Below are 17,061 nucleotides of genomic sequence, written 5' to 3'. Positions count from 1 at the left end.
GACGGAAACACCGCAACACTCCATCAGGGACGGTTTCAGGTGCCGTACGTCCGGCGGCGGGGTAAGGCCGCGCGGGCCGCGGCGACCGACCGTCATTCCCGGAAAGGGCGGACGATGCGACGGTGGCTCGTGGCGCTGGCGCTGGCCGGCACGACGACGGTGGCGCTGAGCGGCTGCCTCCAACAGCACAGGGCCGACGGCGACCTGACCGACGACTGGCCGGCGCTGCCCGTGCCGCAGCTCTTCGTGCCCGCCACGGACGCCTGCCTGCCCCGGATCACCGCGGTGGTGCAGGCCGGCACCTACGAGGCGGTGGACTGCGCCCGCAGCCACCTGGCCGAGGCGATCCACGTCGGCGCCTTCCGGGGCGCCGCCGCCGGCCCGGCCCGACCCCAGCCGGGCTCCCCCGCGCTGGGCACCGCCCGTTCCGAATGCGACCAGCGGGCCCGCGAGGTGCTCGGCGGCGACTGGCACGCCGCTCGGCTCACCCTGAACATCTCCCTGCCCTCCACGTCGGCGTGGAACAGCGGCGCCCGCTGGTTCCGCTGCGACCTCAGCGAGACCGACAGCATCGACAACACCCGGCCGGTGAACCGAAGCGGCAGCCTGCGCGGCGCGCTGATCGGGGACAACCCGCTCACCCACCGCTGCTTCGACCCGAAGCTGATCGGCAACAACCTGAACTACATGGCGCCGGTGCTCTGCTCGGAGCCGCACCGCGCCGAGTTCGTCGGCGTCTACCTGGAACGGGACATGACCTGGGCCCAGTTCAACCGGGCCAACCAGCAGGTGCACCGCCGGTGCATGGCGCTGATCGCCGCCTTCGCCACGGTGCCCGACAACAGCGACCTGCCGTACCGGGCGGGGTCGATCTTCTATCCGCCCTCCCAGCGGGAGTGGGAGGAGGGCGACCGCGGCATCCGCTGTTTCCTGTGGAGCGACGACCGGAAGCTCACCCGTTCCATGCGCGGCGCCGGTCCCGAAGGACTACCCGCCATCTGACCCCGGGTGCCGTATGCTCCCGCACCGTGCCGCCCGTCGGGCGGCACGTCCGGGGTCACGGTCGGCGGGAGGTCGGGGTGATGCGGCGGTGGCGGCGGGCGGTGGCGGTGAGCTGCCTGGCGGCCCTGGCGCTGACCGGCTGCGACGCCCCGACCGGCGTGGACGGTGACCTCATCGACGACTGGCCGTCCCTGGCCGCCCCGGCCGGCTTCGTCCCCGCCGCCGGCGCGTGCCATCCCGGCGTGCAGGACGTCGGCTACCTCGGCGGCTGGAACCCGGTCGACTGCGCCGGCCCGCACCGCGCCGAGACCCTCCACGTCGGCACCCTGACCGGCGCACTCGCCGCGGGTGCCGCTCCCCCCTCCGCCGGCTCGGCCGGGATGCTGGCCGCCCGCGGCGAGTGCGACCGGGAGATCCGCCGGGCGGTCGGCGGCGACTGGCGCTCCGCGCGGCTCGGCCTCGCCGTCGTCTTCCCCTCCCCGCCGGCCTGGACCGGCGGGGCGCGCTGGTTCCGCTGCGACCTGACCGAGATCAGGAGCATCGACGAGCCGGGGGCGCACACCCGCACCGGCTCCCTGCGGGGCGCCCTGACCGGCGACACCGACCTGCGGCTGCGCTGCTTCAACCCGAAGGTCAGGGGCGACGACGTCGAGGCGATGGTCCCGGCGTCCTGCGCGGCGAGGCACCACGCCGAGTTCGTCGGCGTGTGGCAGGCCCCCGGGCTGAGCTGGTCCGAGCTGGCCCGCGGCGGCACCCGGGTGCACCGGGGCTGCGCGGCGCTGGTGGCGCGGTACACCGGCGTGCCGAACGACGGCAACCTGCGGTTCCGGGCCGGATCGATCTTCTACCATCCGCTGGAGCGGGAGTGGCGCAGCGGCAACCGCGGGGTGCAGTGCTTCGTCTGGGTCGCCGACCGCACCCTCACCCGGTCACTCAAGGGCGTCGGCCCGAAGGGCCTGCCGATCCGCTGAGCCCCCGGCGGTCGACGACCCGCTGTCCGCCGGACGCCGCAGCGCGGGGCCGGGCCCGGCGGCCCGACCCCGCGTCCGTCAGCCGCGGCGCAGCACCGCGAGGAACATCGCGTCCGTACCGTGCCGGTGCGGCCAGAGCTGCACGGTCGGGCCGTCGCCCAGCCCCGGCATACCGGCCGGCAGCAGCGTACGGGCGTCGACGAAGTCCGCCGGCACCTCGGCCCGCCGGGCCGCCTCGGTGACCGTCACGTGCGTCTCCACCGTGTGCGGGGAGCAGGTGACGTAGGCGACCAGGCCGCCCGGCCGGGTCGCCCGCAGCGCCGCGGTGAGCAGCTCCCGCTGCAGGCGGGTCAGCGGCGGCAGGTCCGAGGGCTGCTTGCGCCAGCGCGACTCGGGCCGGCGGCGCAGCGAACCCAGGCCGGTGCACGGGGCGTCCACCAGCACCCGGTCGAAGTGCGCCTCCGGCAGCTTCGGGTCGGCGCCGACCGTCCGGCCGTCGGTGTGCAGCACGGTCACCGGCAGGCCCCGGGTGGCCTGCTCGACCAGCCGGGCCCGGTGCTCGGAGACCTCCACGGCGGTCAGCCGGGCGCCGCGCTGCGCGGCGAGCGCGCCGAGCAGCCCCGACTTGCCGCCGGGACCGGCGCACAGGTCGAGCCAGCGGCCGTCCGGGCCGTCCAGCGGCGCCATCGCCAGGGCGTCGGCCACCAGCTGCGAACCCTCGTCCTGCACGTGCGCCCGCCCCTCGGCCAGCGCCGGCAGGTCACCGGGAGCGCCGCCGCCGAGGTAGACGGCGTACGGGGAGAACGCGCCCGGCGCGCCACCCACCTCGTCGGCCAGCTCCACCGGGTCGGCCCGACCCGGCCGGGCGCACAGGTGCACCGGCGGGCGTACGTTGTCCTCGATCAGCAGCCGGGTGGTCTCGCCCAGGTCGCCGCCGAGCGCCTCGGAGAAGGCCCGCACGATCCACTGCGGATGGCTGTACGCCAGCGCCAGATGCCCGATCGGGTCGGTCTCCATCGGCGGGGCGAGCTTCGCCACCCAGGCGTCGGCGTCCCGGCCGGCGACCTCGCGCAGCACCGCGTTGGCGAAGCCGGTCGCCCCCGGCGCCACCGAGCGGACCAGGTCCACGGTCGAGGAGACCGCCGCGTGCGCCGGCACCCGGGTGTGCAGCAGCTGGTACGCGCCGAGCCGCAGGGCGTCGCGCACCGGCGGGTCGATCCGCCCGACGTCCCGGCCGGCGGCGTCGGTGATGATCGCGTCGAGGGTGCCGGTGTGCCGCAGCGTGCCGTAGGTCAGCTCGGTGGCGAAGGCGGCGTCCCGACCGGTCAGCCCCTCGTCCCGCAGGATCGACGGGAGCACCAGGTTGGCGTACGCGTCGTCGCGGTGCACCGCCGCGACCGCCTGGTAGGCGACGTGTCGGGGCAGGTCCACGGCCGGGCGGGCGGGGCGACCGCCGCGCCGGTCGAAGCCGGGGCGGCCGCCGGTCGACCGGTCGCCGCGGTAACCGCCGCCGGTCGGGCGGTCGCCACGGTAACCGCCGCCGCCCGGCCGGTCGCCGCGCGGCGCGTCGGAGCGTCGGGGCGCGGACCGGTCGAACCGGTCCCCACGGGAGCCGTCGGCGGGCCGGTCGTCGCGAGGCCGGTCGTCGCGAGGCCGGTCGGCACGGGAGCTGTCGGGACGGTCCGAGGGGGCGCTCACGCGAGCACCTCGCCGGCGCCGACCCGGACGCCGCGCGCCCAGTCGGTCGCCGCCATGGCCTTCTTGCCCGCCGCGCGCACCTCACCGAGCTGCACCGGCACGGTCGCGGTGCCGGCCAGCACCCGGGACTTCTCCACCAGCAGCTCTCCGGGCTTCAACTCGGGGCCGTTGCCGACCGGGGTCACCGGGCCGAGCTTGACCCGGTCGTCCCGGAAGGTCGTCCACGGCCCGGGGGCCGGCGTGCAGGCCCGGATCCGCCGGTCGACGGCGAACGCCGGGTCGGTCCAGCGCACCCGGGCGTCCTCGACGGTCAGCTTCGGCGCCAGGGAGACCCCGTCGGCCGGCTGCGGCTCGGCCCGGGCGGTGCCCGCCCCGATCGCGTCGAGGACGGCCACCAGCAGGCCCGCGCCGGAGTGGGCGAGCCGCTCCAGCAGGTCCCCGGAGGTGTCCGTCGGACGGATCTCGTCGGTCAGCGTGCCGTAGACCGGGCCGGTGTCCAGCCCCTGCTCCAGCTGGAAGACGCTGGCGCCGGTCAGCTCGTCGCCGTGCAGCACGGCGTGCTGCACCGGCGCCGCGCCGCGCCAGGCGGGCAGCAGCGAGAAGTGCAGGTTGACCCAGCCGTGCCGGGGGATCTCCAGGGCGACCGGCGGCACCAGCGCGCCGTACGCGACCACGGGCACGCAGTCCGGGGCGAGCTCACGCAGCCGGTCGAGGAACTCCGGCTCGCGCGGCTTCGCCGGGGTGAGCACCTCGATGCCGTGCTCGTCGGCCCAGGCGCCGACGGGCGAGCGGACCAGGCCGCGACCGCGCCCGGCCGGGGCGTCGGGGCGGGTGACCACGGCCAGCAGCTCGTGCCCGGAGGCGGCCACGGCGGCCAGGGCGGGAACGGCGACGGCCGGTGTACCGGCGAAGATCAGGCGCACCGGCGGCTCACCGACCCAGACCGAACGGATCGGTCAGGTGCGGGCTGAGCTTGACCACCGGCGGGGCGGCCTGGTCGTACCACTCGGCCTGGCGGATCGCCTTCATGGCCTCCTTGCGCCCCTCGGGATCCAGCCGGTCGACGAAGAGCACGCCGTCGAGGTGGTCGGTCTCGTGCTGGACGCAGCGCGCCATCAGGCCGCTGCCCACGATCTGCACCGGGTCACCGAAGGCGCTGAACCCCTTGGCGATCACGTTCTGCCGGCGCTTGGTGTCGAAGTAGAGGCCCGGGATGGAGAGGCAGCCCTCCGGGCCGTCCTGCTCCTCGGCGTCCGGGAACTCCAGCACCGGGTTGACCAGGTGGCCGAGCACGTCGTCCACGTCGAAGGTGAACACCCGCAGGCCCACGCCGAGCTGCGGCGCGGCGAGTCCGGCGCCGTTCTGCTCGCGCATGGTGTCGGTGAGGTCGGCGATGAGCCTACGCAGCTCGGCGTCGAAGTCGACGACCGGATCGGCCGGCGTGCGCAGCACCGGATCCCCGAACAGACGGATGGGCTGGACGGTCACGCGGTGTGGCTCCTTCGGCTGGACGGATGGTGCGGTACCAGTCTACGGAGTGCCCGGGGCCGCGCCGGCCGGCGTACCGGGACGCGCGGCCGCCGCCTTCGTGTCGATGATCACCGGGAGGCGTTCGTACCCGCGCAGGGTCAGCCGCGTGCGGTGCCGGGGCGGGGCGGCCAGGGCCAGCCCGGGCAGCCGGCGCAGCAGCAGCGGGAAGGCGACCTGGGCCTCCAGCCGGGCCAGGCCGGCGCCGAGGCAGTAGTGCGGCCCGGCCCCGAAGGAGAGCGGGTGGGACTGCGCCCGCCAGGGGTCGAACCGGGCGGGCTCCGGGTAGCGGCGGGGGTCCCGGTTGGCCGCCCCGAGCAGCAGCAGCACCCAGCTCCCCGCCGGCAGGTCGACGCCGGCGCAGGTCACCGGCGCGCTGCTCACCCGGGAGGTGAGCTGGACCGGCGAGTCGTGACGCAACAGCTCCTCGACGTACGCGGGGGCGAGGTCGGGCCGGTCGCGCAGCGCGTCGGCCTCCCGGGGGTGCGCCAGCAGCACCACCAGTCCGTTGCCGAGCAGGTTGGTGGTGGTCTCGAAGCCGGCCACCAGCAGCACCACGAGGTTGGCCAGCAGCTCGTCGCCGGAAAGCCGGTCGCCGTCGGCGTCGTGCACCTGGACCAGGGCGGTGGTCAGGTCGTCGGCCGGCGCGCGGCGACGGGCCTCGACCAGCGCGGTGAAGTAGTCCCGTAGCTCCGTCGCGCCCCGGTCGGCGACGGCCAGCTCCTGCCGGGTGATCTCCGGCTCCAGCACCCCGGTCAGGTCGGCCGCCCAGCGCCGGAAGAGCGGCCGGTCCGCCGCCGGGACGCCGAGCAACGCGCAGATCACCCCCACCGGCAACGGGTACGCGAACTCGGCCATGAAGTCGACCGGCTCCCCCGCCCGGGCCCGGGCGAGCATGCCGTCGACGAGCGCGTCGGCCTGGGCCTCGACCACGTCGCGCAGGGCGGCGATCCGGCGTGGGGTGAACGCGCCGGCCGCGAGCCGGCGCATCCGGCTGTGGTCGGGCGGGTTGGTGCGCAGCATCGACCGGGAGATCGACACGACGGCGGGGCTGTCCCGCCAACCGGGTAGGAACTGGTCACGCAGGTCGTCGTCGAGCACGCCGAACCGGGGATCGCGGAGGATCTCGTCGGCCTCGGCGTAGCCGGTCACCACGAAGAAGCCCGGGCCGGACCGCACCACCGGCCCGTATCCGCGCAGCCGGTCGTAGGTGGGGTAGGGATCCACCCGCCCCTGCGGTGACATGAGCAGGGTCAGTGCCTCGGCGGCGTCCATGACCGGCCTCCCGCGTCGATGCGTCGGAAGGCTCCATCATGCGCGCCGGCCCGCCGGCGGGCGACCCCGACCGCCCGGGGCCTCCGGTCAGGCGCCGCTGCCGGGCTCGCCAGCGAGCACGGTGTCCCCGCCGAGCAGGGCGTGCTCGGGCAGCGGCAGGGCGGTGCCGTGCGCCGCCGCCCAGTCGTAGATCATGCTCGGCCGGACGTTGGCGGCGAAGTAGTCGATCGCGTTCAGCCCACCGACGACGGGCTCCTCCACCTCGGCCACCAGCTGGGCGGGGACCAGCGGGAAGCCGCTCTGCAGGGCGGCGCTGAGCCGGCGGTGGCCGTCGACCACGAAGAAGTACTCCCCGGTGTAGCCGATCCGCAGCGGCTCCAGGGCCTCGTCGCCGGCCTCGGCCACCTCCCCGACGAACTCGGAGTCCCAGAGTCCGCGCAGCGCGGCGATGTCCTCGGTGGGGTAGATCCGGGCCGGGTCGAGCAGCAGCAGCGGCGGGGCGTCGCGCAGCACCTCGGCGCCGAGCCGACCCTCGTACGCGTCGACGATGTGCTCGATCACCTCGGACGCGGACGCCCGGGTGGTGTCGCAGACCAGGTCGTAGTTGCGCAGTCGGGCCTTGTCGACGCCGTAACGGAGGATGAACCGGTTCCGCTCGCTCTCGCTGCGCTCCCGGAGCTTGGCCTCCGCCTCCTCCAGCGAGGTGTAGCTCTCGGCCGGGCCGGAGGGGCGCAGCAGCACCCGCCGGGCCGCCTCACCGGGCTCGGTGATCATGTGCACCTTGAGCGCGTCGGTGAAGAAGTGCCAGGCCAGCCGGGAGTCCATCACCAGCGACTCGCCGGAGGCGGCGATGTCCCGCTGGAGCTGGTCGACGTAGCCGTCGACGGCCTGGTCCAGCTCGGCGTGCAGGTTGAGCTGGAGCGCGGTCATCTGCCGCTCCTGCGCCATCTGCCGGTAGAGGTCGCCGACGCTGACCCGGCGCAGCCCGAGCCGCTTGGCGATCTCGACGGAGACGGTGCTCTTGCCGCTGCCGAGGTCACCGTTGAAGACGATCGATTGACGAACGGTCACGACTGGTCCACCCCTGCTCACCGGCTGATTGACATCATCGATCTGCGTCGGATCGACGCGTTCCCCGCCATCGTCGCGCCATCCGGGCGCCCGGGCATGACGGGCGATGCTATCACCCCGCCGCCAGCGATTTGCCGCACGCGGTGTGCGACGCCGCCCCGCCACCGCAGGCCGGGCGGCCCGGCCCGTGGCCGGGATCACCCCGGCCCGCCGTCAGAACAGGCTTAGCGGGTCGACCTGGAGGCGGACCGGGACGGCCGCCTTGCGGGCGCTGCGCTGCCCGGCCGCCGAGTGCAGCGCCTCGGCCAGGGCGCCGGCCCGGGCGCGCGGCACCCGGACCAGCATCCGCTCCCGGTCCTCGTCGGCCGGGACCGGGCCGAGCACCTCGGCGTCCTCGGGCAGCCGGGCGGCGGCGAGCAGGTCGGCCACCGCGTCGGCCGGGCCGGTGAGGCTGGCCATCTTCATCGCCGGTGGGAAGCCCAGCTCCCGCCGCTCGGCCAGCTCCCGGGCCGCGAACCAGGCGGCGTCCCAGCGCAGCAGCGCCTGCACCGGGGCGAGCGCCCCGTCGGCCACCACGACCACCCGCCCGCCGGCGGGGGCCGGCCGGGCGAGCGCGGCGGCGCTCAGCCAGCGCCGCAGCGTCTCCTCACCGGCCCGCAGGTCGGCCCGGGTGAGCAGGGCCCAGGAGTCCAGCAGCAGGACCGCCCCGTAGCCGCCCTCGGCGACCGGTTCGGCCCCCGGCGTGGCGATCACCAGGCCGGCCCCGCCGGGCACGGTGGTCAGCACCTCCTCCCGACCGGAGGTGCGTACCGGCACCCCGGGGAAGGCCCGGCCCAGCTCCTCGGCGGTGCGCCGGGCGCCGGTGACGGCGGCGCGCAGTCGGCGCCCGCCGCACTCCGGGCAGGCGTACCCGGCGGCGATCCGGCCGCACCAGCGGCAGGCGGGCGGGGCGTCGGCGGAGCGCAGCGCCAGCGGGCCGGCGCAGTGCGGGCAGCGCGCCGGGGTGCGGCAGTCCGCGCAGGAGACCGAGGGGAGGTAGCCGCGGCGGGGCACCTGCACCAGCACGGGCGCGTCGGCGCGCAGGGTGTCCCGGGCGGTGGTCCAGGCCAGGCTGGGCAGCCGGGCGGTCGCGGCGCCGGGGTCGCGGGCCAGCTGCGGGTCGTCGCCGGTCGGCGCGATGGCCGGGGTACGCGCCCGCAGGGTGGCCCGGTCCGCGACGACCTCGCGCGCCCAGCCGGTCTCCAGCAGCAACTGCGCCTCGGCGGTACGGGCGTACCCGCCGACCAGGGCGCCGGCTCCGGCGAGCTGGGCCCGGGTGAGCAGCACCTCCCGGGCGTGCGGGTACGGCGCGCGCGGCTCGGCGTGCAGGTCGTCGCCGTCGTCCCAGATCGCCACCAGGCCGAGCCGGTCGACCGGGGCGAACATCGCCGCCCGCGTCCCGATCACCACGGGCACGTCGCCGCGCCGGGCGGCAAGGAAGGCCCGGTAGCGCCGGGCCGGGCCGAGCGCGGCGGAGAGGCAGGCGTGCCGTCCCGGGCCGAGGAGCTGGGTCAGCGCGGCGTCGAGGCGGTCCAGGTCCCGGGCGTCGGCGACCACGACCACGGCGCCCCGCCCACCGGCCACGGTCGCGGCGACCGCGTCGGCGTACCGGGCCGCCCAGTCCTCCCCGGCCAGCGCCGACCAGACGGCGCGGGGCGCCCGGCCGTCGGTGAGCGCCCGGAGCAGGGCCGGCCCGGTGGGATAGTCCCGCCAGCCACGCGGATCGACCGCCGCCGCAGCGGCGGCCGGCTGGTCCGGAACGGCGGCCGTCGGAGCGGCGGCCGGCTGGTCCCCGGCGGCGCGGAGTTCCTTCTCGATCCGGGCGTGCCGGGGTGGGACGGCGAGCCGGAGCACGTCGGCGAGGTTGCCGGCGTACCGGTCGGCGACGACCCGGGCCAGTCGGGCGATCTCCGGCGCCAGCACCGGCTCCGGGGAGACGACCTTCTCCAGGTAGGCCAGCCGGGGGTGGTCGGAGGAGTCGGCCCGCTCCAGCAGCCAGCCGTCGACCAGCTGGCCGGCGAAACGCACCTTGACCCGGCTCCCGGGCACCGCTGCCGGGTCCAGCTCGGCCGGGACCAGGTAGTCGAAGGGGCGGTCCAGGTGCGGCAGGGGCACGTCCACGCAGACACGAGCGACCGGCGACCCTTCCGCGGGTCGCCGGTCGCTGCGCCTGGTGCCGGTCAGGCTCCCGCGGCCGACTTGAGGTCGGCGGCCCGGTCGGTGCTCTCCCAGGTCAGGTCCGGCAGCTCGCGGCCGAAGTGGCCGTACGCGGCGGTCTGCTGGTAGATCGGGCGGAGCAGGTTGAGGTCCCGGATGATGGCGGCCGGGCGCAGGTCGAAGACCTCGGTGACGGCCTTCTCGATCGAGGCGACCGGCACGGTCTCGGTGCCGAAGGTCTCGATGAAGAGGCTGACCGGGTGGGCCTTGCCGATCGCGTAGGCGACCTGGGCCTCGCACCGCTCGGCCAGGCCGGCGGCGACGACGTTCTTGGCCACCCAGCGCATCGCGTACGCGGCCGAGCGGTCCACCTTGGACGGGTCCTTGCCGGAGAAGGCGCCGCCGCCGTGCCGGGCGTACCCGCCGTAGGTGTCAACGATGATCTTGCGGCCGGTCAGGCCGGCGTCACCCATCGGGCCACCGATCTCGAACCGGCCGGTCGGGTTGACCAGCAGCCGGTAGCCGTCGGTGTCCAGGCCGAGGCTCTCCAGCTCCGGGGCGATGACGTGCTCGCGCACGTCCGGGGTGAGCAGCGACTCCAGCGAGATGTCCGCGGCGTGCTGGCTGGAGACGACCACCGTGTTGAGCCGGACCGGACGCAGGCCCTCGTACTCGATGGTGACCTGGGTCTTGCCGTCCGGGCGCAGGTAGGGGATCGTGCCGTCCTTGCGGACCGCGGCGAGCCGGCGGGCCAGCCGGTGCGCCAGGGCGATCGGCAGCGGCATCAGCTCCGGGGTCTCCGAGCAGGCGAAGCCGAACATCATGCCCTGGTCGCCGGCGCCCTGGGCGTCCAGGGCGCTCTCCGACGCCCCGGTACGCAGCTCGAAGGCGTTGTCGACGCCCTGGGCGATGTCCGAGGACTGCTGGCCGATGGAGACGCTGACGCCGCAGGAGGCGCCGTCGAACCCCTTCTTCGAGGAGTCGTACCCGATCCCCAGGATCGTCTCCCGGACGATGGTCGGGATGTCGGCGTACGCCTTGGTGGTCACCTCCCCGGCGATGTGCACCTGACCCGTGGTGATCATGGTCTCCACCGCCACCCGGCTGTGCGGGTCCTGGCTGAGCAGGGCGTCGAGGATGCCGTCGCTGATCTGGTCGGCGATCTTGTCGGGGTGGCCTTCCGTGACCGATTCGGAAGTGAAGAGGCGGCGTGTCACGGCACTCCTAAGCTCTTTGAAAAGTTGTTCCGCGGCAGTCTAGTCACCACGGCACGGACCACTCGATCGGGCGAGTCCCTGCTCACTGCTCAGGATCGAGCGGCCCACCGCGCCACGACCAGGTCCCAGACGCCGTCGGCCAGATCCTCTTTGGACTGCTCGGGCATGGGGTGCACCGCGCCGTCCGCTCCGATGACGGTCGCCGCGTTGGTCTCGGCGCCGAAGACCTTGTCGACACCGACCTCGTTGATCACGACGAGATCCGCCCGTTTGCGGGCGAGCTTGGCCCGACCGTTGGCCTCGGCGTCGCCGGTCTCGGCGGCGAACACCACCAGCACCTGCTCCGGTCGACGGCGTCGCCCCAACTCGGCGGCGATGTCCGGGTTGGTGACGAGCGCGATGGTGGGCGCGCTGCCGTCGTCCGACTTCTTGATTTTGCCAGGCGCGTAGGTCGCCGGCCGGAAATCGGCCGGAGCCGCCGCCATCACCACCGCGTCGGCGTCGGCGGCCGCCTCGACGGTCGCCTCGCGCAGTTCTTCGGTGGTGCCGACCCGGACCAGGTCCACCCCGGCCGGGTCGGCCAGCGACACGTTCGCCGCGATCAGGGTGACCCGGGCGCCCCGGGCGACGGCCGCGCGGGCGAAGGCGTACCCCTGCTTGCCGGAGGAGCGGTTGCCGAGGAAGCGGACCGGGTCCAGCGGCTCGCGGGTGCCGCCGGCGGTGACCACCACGTGCCGGCCGGCCAGGTCGGCGGGGGCGTCGACGCCCCGGGCGAGGGCCCGCCGGGCGACGGCGAAGATCTCCGCCGGGTCGGGCAGCCGCCCCTTGCCGGTGTCGGCGCCGGTGAGCCGGCCGACGGCCGGCTCGATCACCCGGACCCCCCGGGAGCGGAGCGTGGCGACGTTGGCGACGGTGGCCGGGTTCTCCCACATCTCGGTGTGCATCGCCGGGGCGAGCACCACCGGGCACCGGGCGGTGAGCAGGGTGTTGGTGAGCAGGTCGTCGGCGAGCCCGTGGGCGGCCTTGGCGAGCAGGTCCGCCGTGGCCGGGGCGACGACCACCAGGTCGGCCCGCTGGCCGAGCCGGACGTGGGGCACCTCGTGCACGTCGGACCAGACGTCGTCGGCGACCGGGTGGCCGGAGAGGGCCGCCCAGGTCGGCGCCCCGACGAAGCGGAGCGCCGACGCGGTCGGCACGACCCGGACCCGGTGGCCCGACTCGGTGAAGAGCCGCAGCAGCTCACACGCCTTGTAGGCGGCGATGCCGCCGCCGACCCCGAGAACGATCTCGGCGGACATCGGGGCGGGCGACTGTTACGGCTGGTCGGTCGGCTCTGCGGTGAGCAGGCCCCCGTTGATCTCGCGCATGGCGATCGAGAGCGGCTTCTCCTGCGGAGTGGTCTCCACGAGCGGGCCGACGTACTCGAGCAGGCCCTCGCCGAGCTGGCTGTAGTAGGCGTTCACCTGGCGCGCCCGCTTGGCGGCGAAGATCACCAGGGCGTACTTCGAGGTGGTCTTCTCGAGCAGTTCGTCGATCGGCGGGTTGGTGATGCCCTCGGGGTTGGCGATGGATCCCACGAAATAACCCTCTGCGTCTAGAGTGTCCGCGCGAGCGCGGCTGGTCGCTCAACCGCGCAGTCGCGGCTGGGCGGGAGCCAGATAGGAAGAACCGAGCAAGCCTACCAGTTCGTCGGCGGCGCGCTCGGTGAGGTCGTGTGCCACGGTGTGTCCGACTGCCGCGACGACGGCCGGGTCCGGGCGGTGCCGCGCCGGGGCGAGCAGCACCAGTCGTACGTCGGGCCAGCCGGCCCGGACCGCGAGCGCTCCGGGCAGGTCCAGCGGGAGCAGCACCGGCCGACCCTGGGCCAGCCGGGCCCGCAGCGGCGCGCGCGGCGTGCCCCGCCGGTACGCGCCGATCCGCGACCACTCCAGCAGCTCCTCGGCGGCGATCATCCGGTCGAACTCGGCCGGGTCGCAGAAGAGCCGGTCGACGCCGTGCCGCTCGCCGGGGCGGCGCGGTCGGGTGGTGGCCGGCACCGGCACCCACACGGACGGAGAACGCGCCCGGACGAGCTCGACGACACCGCCCAGGCCGGCACCCGAAGGTGCGGTCAGGACGGTGAGCCGAGCCGCCGGGCGCGCCTCGTCATCCGTGCTCACCGCTTGTTTCTACACGTTGCGGCGTTCAGTTGGCGGCGAACTCTCCAAGCAGAGCCTTGCGCTGCTGCTCGCCCAGTCCACGCAGACGACGGCTGTCGGCGATCTTGAGCTTCTCCATGATCTGGGTGGCCCGGATCTTGCCGATGCCCGGCATCGCCTGCAGCACGGCCGAAACCTTGAGCTTGCCGACGACGTCGTCGGACTCGGCCCGCTCGAGGACGGCGGCGAGGGTGGTCTTGCCCTGCTTGAGCTGCTCCTTCAGCTCAGCACGGGCCTTGCGGATCTCCGCGGCCTTCTCCAGCGCGGCAGCGCGCTGCTCGGGGGTCAGTGACGGGAGCGGCACCAGTTCTCCTCAGGTCCCTATCGCGGCGGGCGGGGCGCACCACCGCTCTGTGAAACGTGGTGTCGCTGGCAACCAAAGGGGTCCGTGGTTCCCAGCGCGGGGAAAACTAGCGGTCGCGGGCACTTTCGGCAACGTGGGCGCGCGAAGATCAACAAAAAATGACCGAGCCCTCAGTCAGTCAGGAAGCGGCCAGAACACCCCGGCAGTCGGCCTGCGCGCGGTCCGCGGCGGCCCGCAGGGCGGCCGGATCGGGACCGGCGTTGAGCACCTCCCGGGAGTACGACGGGAGGACCGCCGGCAGGCTGGAGCCGAAGACGGTACGCAGGTCCGCCGCCGTCGCGCCCTGCGCGCCGAGCCCCGGGGCGAGCAGCGGACCGTTCACGCCGGAGAGGTCGTGACCGGTCTCACCGATGGTCGCCCCGACCACCAACCCGAAACTGCCGAGGGGTTCGGCACCCGCGTTGAGCTGGGAAATCTCGTCGATCACGGTCTGCGCGACGGTCCGCCCGTCGGCCGCGACGGCGCGCTGGACCTGGGCCCCCTCAGGGTTGGAGGTGAGCGCCAGCACGAAGACTCCGCCGCCGTGGGCACGCGCCAGGTCGAACATCGGCGCCAGCGATCCGACCCCGAGGTAGGGGCTCGCCGTCACCGCGTCGACATACAGCGGGCTGGATGGATCGAGGTACGCCGCGGCGTACGCGGCGACCGTCGAACCGATGTCGCCGCGCTTGACGTCAAGCAGAACGAGCGAGCCACGATCTCGCAACTGTCGGATAGTTGACTCAAGAATCCCGACACCTCGGGCACCGAAGCGCTCGAAAAAGGCCGACTGGGGCTTGACGACCGCAACCCGGTCACCGACGGCTTCCACGACAATCCGGGCGAACCGCTCCAGCCCGTCGACGTCGTCCGGCAGCCCCCAGCGGGCCAGCAGCCCGGGGTGCGGGTCGATGCCCACACAGAGCGGCCCCCGCTCCGCCATGGCCCGGTGCAGCCGGGTCCCGAAGCTCTCCATCGGCGTACCTCTCTCCTCGCTCGACACCGGCGACCGCCGGCCCGTCCTCTCCGTTGCCGGGGGAACCCGCCACCGCCCGGACGTGATTGCGCGCGGGCGGCCGACAGCGGCCGTTCCCGTCGTCGGCCGTACCCCCGCCGGCGCCGAGCCGGTCGTGGCCCCGGCCGTCCTCAGCCGGCCTTGACCGCCGCGGCGATCCCGGCCGTGATCCGCGCCAGGTCCACGTCGTCGGTCACGTACGGCGGCATGGTGTAGACCAGGTCGCGGAACGGGCGCAGCCAGACCCCCTGCGCCACCGCCGCCGCGGTCGCCGCGGCCAGGTCCACCTCGTGATCGAGCTGCACCACCCCGATCGCGCCCAGCACCCGCACGTCGGCGACGCCCGGAGCACCGCGCAGCGGCTCCAGGCCGGCCCGCAGCCCGGCACCCACCCTCGACACCTCGGCGGCCCAGTCGCCGGCGCGCAGCAGCCCCAGGGAGGCGTTGGCGACCGCGCAGGCCAGCGGGTTGCCCATGAAGGTCGGCCCGTGCGCCAGCACCCCGTCGGCGGAGATGCCCCGGGCGATCTCCGCGGTGCAGAGCGCGGCGGCCAGGGTCAGGTAGCCGCCGGTGAGCGCCTTGCCGACGCAGAGCACGTCCGGGCTCACCCCGGCGTGCTCGGCGGCGAACATCGTCCCGGTCCGGCCGAACCCGGTGGCGATCTCGTCAAAGATCAGCAGCACCCCGTGCTCCCGGGTCACCTCGCGCAGCGCGCGCAGGTACCCCGGGTGGTGGAAGCGCATCCCGCCGGCACCCTGCACCACCGGCTCCACGATCACCGCCGCCAGCTCGTCGGCGTGCCGGGCGACCTCGTCGGTCAGCGCGGCGACGTACGCCGGGTCCGGCGGGTCGTCGAAGCCACCGGGCGGCGGCGGGGCGAATACCTGCCGGGGCAGCACGTCACCCCAGAGGTGGTGCATGCCGCCCACCGGGTCGCAGACGCTCATCGGGTGGAACGTGTCGCCGTGGTAGCCGCCCCGCCAGGTGCCCAGCCGGCGGCGGCCGGGCCGGCCGGTGGCCCGCTGGTACTGCAGGCACATCTTGATCGCGACCTCGACGGCCACCGAGCCGGAGTCGGCCAGGAAGACGTGCTCCAGCCCCTCCGGCGCCAGCTCGACCAGGGTCCGCGCCAGCCGGACGGCCGGCTCGTGGGTGAGCCCGCCGAACATCACGTGGCTCATCCGGCCGAGCTGGTCGGTCACCGCCGCGTCGAGGACCGGGTGCCGGTAGCCGTGGATCGCCGCCCACCAGGACGACATCCCGTCGACCAGCTCCCGGCCGTCGGCCAGCCGCAGCCGCACCCCCTGGGCGCTCCGGACCACGTACGGCGACGCGGCCGGCGGCGACGCCGCGTACGGGTGCCACACGTGCGCCCGGTCAGCCGCCAGAATCTCCTCGGGCGTCACACGCTCTCCTTCGTACCCTCTTCGGTGGCGCGGCCGGGACGCCTCACCCGGCCGGCACCGGCGCGGTGGCGCCCGCCGACGCGCCGGCGGTGGCGCGGACCAGGGCGGGGCCCCGGTAGATGAAGCCGGTGTAGAGCTGGACCAGGGTGGCGCCGGCGTCGAACATGCGGGTGGCGTCGTCGGGGTCGACGATGCCGCCGACCCCGATCACCGGCAGCCGGCCGCCGGTCTCCCGGTGCACGAAGGCGACCACCTCACGGGCCCGGGCGGTCAGCGGCCGGCCGGAGAGGCCGCCGGTCTCCGCGCCGCGCTCCCGGTCGGCCGGGGCGAGCCCGTCGCGGGCCAGCGTGGTGTTGGTGGCGATCACGCCGGCCGCTCCCCGGGCCAGACAGACCTCCAGCAGCTCGGCGACGGCCGGCTCGGTCAGGTCCGGGGCGATCTTCACCAGCACCGGCTTCTCCCCCACCAACGCCGCCAGCAGGGCGTCCAGGTGGGCCTTGTCCTGAAGGGAGCGCAGTCCCGGGGTGTTCGGCGAGGAGACGTTCACCGCGAAGTAGTCGCCGTGCCCGCGCAGCGCCCGGTAGGAGGCGAGGTAGTCCTCGACCGCCTCGTCCAGCGGGGTCACCTTGGACTTGCCGAGCGAGATGCCCAGCGGCACCCCGAGCGGGCGGGGCAGCGCCGCCAGGCGGGCGGCGAGGGCCTCGGCGCCGGCGTTGTTGAAGCCCATCCGGTTGACCACGGCCTCGCTGTCGCGCAGCCGGAACAGCCGAGGGCGCGGGTTGCCCGGCTGGGCGTGCGCGGTCACCGTGCCGACCTCGACGAAGCCGAACCCCAGTGCCGGCCAGGCCGGCAGCGCCGCGCCGTCCTTGTCCATGCCGGCGGCCAGCCCGACCGGGTTCGGGAACTCGACCCCGAAGACCGTCCGCGGCGCCCGCACCGCGTACCGGGCCCGCAGCGCCCGCAGCACCGCCGGCCGCCGGGACACCCCGGCCAGCCGCCGCAACGTCCACTCGTGCGCCGCCTCGGCGTCCCCGCCCCCGATGCGGAACAACGCCGGCCGCACCACCTTCTGGAAGATCACCGCACCCTCCCCCGGACCCCCATCGCGTCGATCATGAAGTTGACGGCGAAGTCGATCTCCT

The 17,061-nt window shown here is 75.0% G+C and carries 16 protein-coding genes; 2 read left to right on the top strand and 14 right to left on the bottom strand.

Annotated elements, in window-relative coordinates; translation table 11 throughout:
* Positions 1–114: 114 nt before the first annotated feature.
* Positions 115–1,002, top strand: a complete 888-nt coding sequence (locus AC5L3Z_RS26425) for a septum formation family protein (RefSeq protein ID WP_494845814.1) — start codon at positions 115–117, stop codon at positions 1,000–1,002.
* An 80-nt stretch (positions 1,003–1,082) separates the two neighbouring features.
* Positions 1,083–1,973 carry a septum formation family protein gene (locus AC5L3Z_RS26420; RefSeq protein ID WP_494845871.1) on the top strand — a complete coding sequence of 297 codons (891 nt, stop codon included), beginning with the start codon at positions 1,083–1,085 and terminating at the stop codon, positions 1,971–1,973.
* A gap of 78 nt (positions 1,974–2,051) precedes the next feature.
* Here the strand turns inward: AC5L3Z_RS26420 and AC5L3Z_RS26415 are convergent, their stop codons facing one another.
* The 14 genes from AC5L3Z_RS26415 to AC5L3Z_RS26350 form a co-directional block, all read right to left on the bottom strand.
* Positions 2,052–3,404 carry an RsmB/NOP family class I SAM-dependent RNA methyltransferase gene (locus AC5L3Z_RS26415; protein ID WP_494845870.1) on the bottom strand — a complete coding sequence of 451 codons (1,353 nt, stop codon included), beginning with the start codon at positions 3,402–3,404 and terminating at the stop codon, positions 2,052–2,054.
* Positions 3,405–3,667: 263 nt separating this feature from the next.
* On the bottom strand, positions 3,668–4,594 hold the full coding sequence (gene fmt, locus AC5L3Z_RS26410) for a methionyl-tRNA formyltransferase (protein ID WP_334531944.1): 927 nt from the start codon (positions 4,592–4,594) through the stop codon (positions 3,668–3,670).
* Positions 4,595–4,601: 7 nt separating this feature from the next.
* Positions 4,602–5,159 carry a peptide deformylase gene (gene def, locus AC5L3Z_RS26405; RefSeq protein ID WP_494845813.1) on the bottom strand — a complete coding sequence of 186 codons (558 nt, stop codon included), beginning with the start codon at positions 5,157–5,159 and terminating at the stop codon, positions 4,602–4,604.
* Between the two features lie 42 nt (positions 5,160–5,201).
* Positions 5,202–6,473, bottom strand: coding sequence for a cytochrome P450 (locus tag AC5L3Z_RS26400; RefSeq protein WP_494845812.1), 1,272 nt, complete (start codon positions 6,471–6,473; stop codon positions 5,202–5,204).
* A gap of 87 nt (positions 6,474–6,560) precedes the next feature.
* Positions 6,561–7,544, bottom strand: a complete 984-nt coding sequence (locus AC5L3Z_RS26395; RefSeq protein ID WP_334531936.1) for an AAA family ATPase — start codon at positions 7,542–7,544, stop codon at positions 6,561–6,563.
* Between the two features lie 213 nt (positions 7,545–7,757).
* Positions 7,758–9,704 carry a primosomal protein N' gene (locus AC5L3Z_RS26390; RefSeq protein ID WP_494845811.1) on the bottom strand — a complete coding sequence of 649 codons (1,947 nt, stop codon included), beginning with the start codon at positions 9,702–9,704 and terminating at the stop codon, positions 7,758–7,760.
* Between the two features lie 59 nt (positions 9,705–9,763).
* The gene (gene metK / locus AC5L3Z_RS26385; RefSeq protein ID WP_334531931.1) at positions 9,764–10,957 is read right to left on the bottom strand and encodes a methionine adenosyltransferase; all 1,194 of its coding nucleotides are present in this window, start codon (positions 10,955–10,957) and stop codon (positions 9,764–9,766) included.
* A gap of 89 nt (positions 10,958–11,046) precedes the next feature.
* Positions 11,047–12,255 (bottom strand): bifunctional phosphopantothenoylcysteine decarboxylase/phosphopantothenate--cysteine ligase CoaBC, encoded by a 1,209-nt coding sequence (coaBC, locus tag AC5L3Z_RS26380; RefSeq protein WP_494845809.1) that lies wholly within the window; start codon positions 12,253–12,255, stop codon positions 11,047–11,049.
* Between the two features lie 15 nt (positions 12,256–12,270).
* Positions 12,271–12,534 (bottom strand): DNA-directed RNA polymerase subunit omega, encoded by a 264-nt coding sequence (gene rpoZ / locus AC5L3Z_RS26375; RefSeq protein ID WP_074318577.1) that lies wholly within the window; start codon positions 12,532–12,534, stop codon positions 12,271–12,273.
* Between the two features lie 48 nt (positions 12,535–12,582).
* Positions 12,583–13,116: a nucleoside/nucleotide kinase family protein gene (locus AC5L3Z_RS26370; protein WP_494845808.1), complete on the bottom strand. Its 534-nt coding sequence runs from the start codon at positions 13,114–13,116 to the stop codon at positions 12,583–12,585.
* Positions 13,117–13,141: 25 nt separating this feature from the next.
* Positions 13,142–13,459 carry an integration host factor, actinobacterial type gene (mihF, locus tag AC5L3Z_RS26365; protein WP_088962722.1) on the bottom strand — a complete coding sequence of 106 codons (318 nt, stop codon included), beginning with the start codon at positions 13,457–13,459 and terminating at the stop codon, positions 13,142–13,144.
* A 178-nt stretch (positions 13,460–13,637) separates the two neighbouring features.
* Positions 13,638–14,474: an orotidine-5'-phosphate decarboxylase gene (gene pyrF, locus AC5L3Z_RS26360; RefSeq protein WP_494845807.1), complete on the bottom strand. Its 837-nt coding sequence runs from the start codon at positions 14,472–14,474 to the stop codon at positions 13,638–13,640.
* Positions 14,475–14,644: 170 nt separating this feature from the next.
* Entirely contained in the window at positions 14,645–15,919 is a 1,275-nt protein-coding gene (locus tag AC5L3Z_RS26355; RefSeq protein ID WP_494845805.1) for an adenosylmethionine--8-amino-7-oxononanoate transaminase, read from the bottom strand.
* A 43-nt stretch (positions 15,920–15,962) separates the two neighbouring features.
* Positions 15,963–17,000 carry a quinone-dependent dihydroorotate dehydrogenase gene (locus AC5L3Z_RS26350; RefSeq protein ID WP_494845804.1) on the bottom strand — a complete coding sequence of 346 codons (1,038 nt, stop codon included), beginning with the start codon at positions 16,998–17,000 and terminating at the stop codon, positions 15,963–15,965.
* Positions 17,001–17,061: the final 61 nt, after the last annotated feature.

The organism is Micromonospora sp. LZ37 (assembly GCF_059359015.1).
Note: the sequence above shows the minus strand (reverse complement) of the source record. Positions and strands in the feature narration are given on the sequence as shown.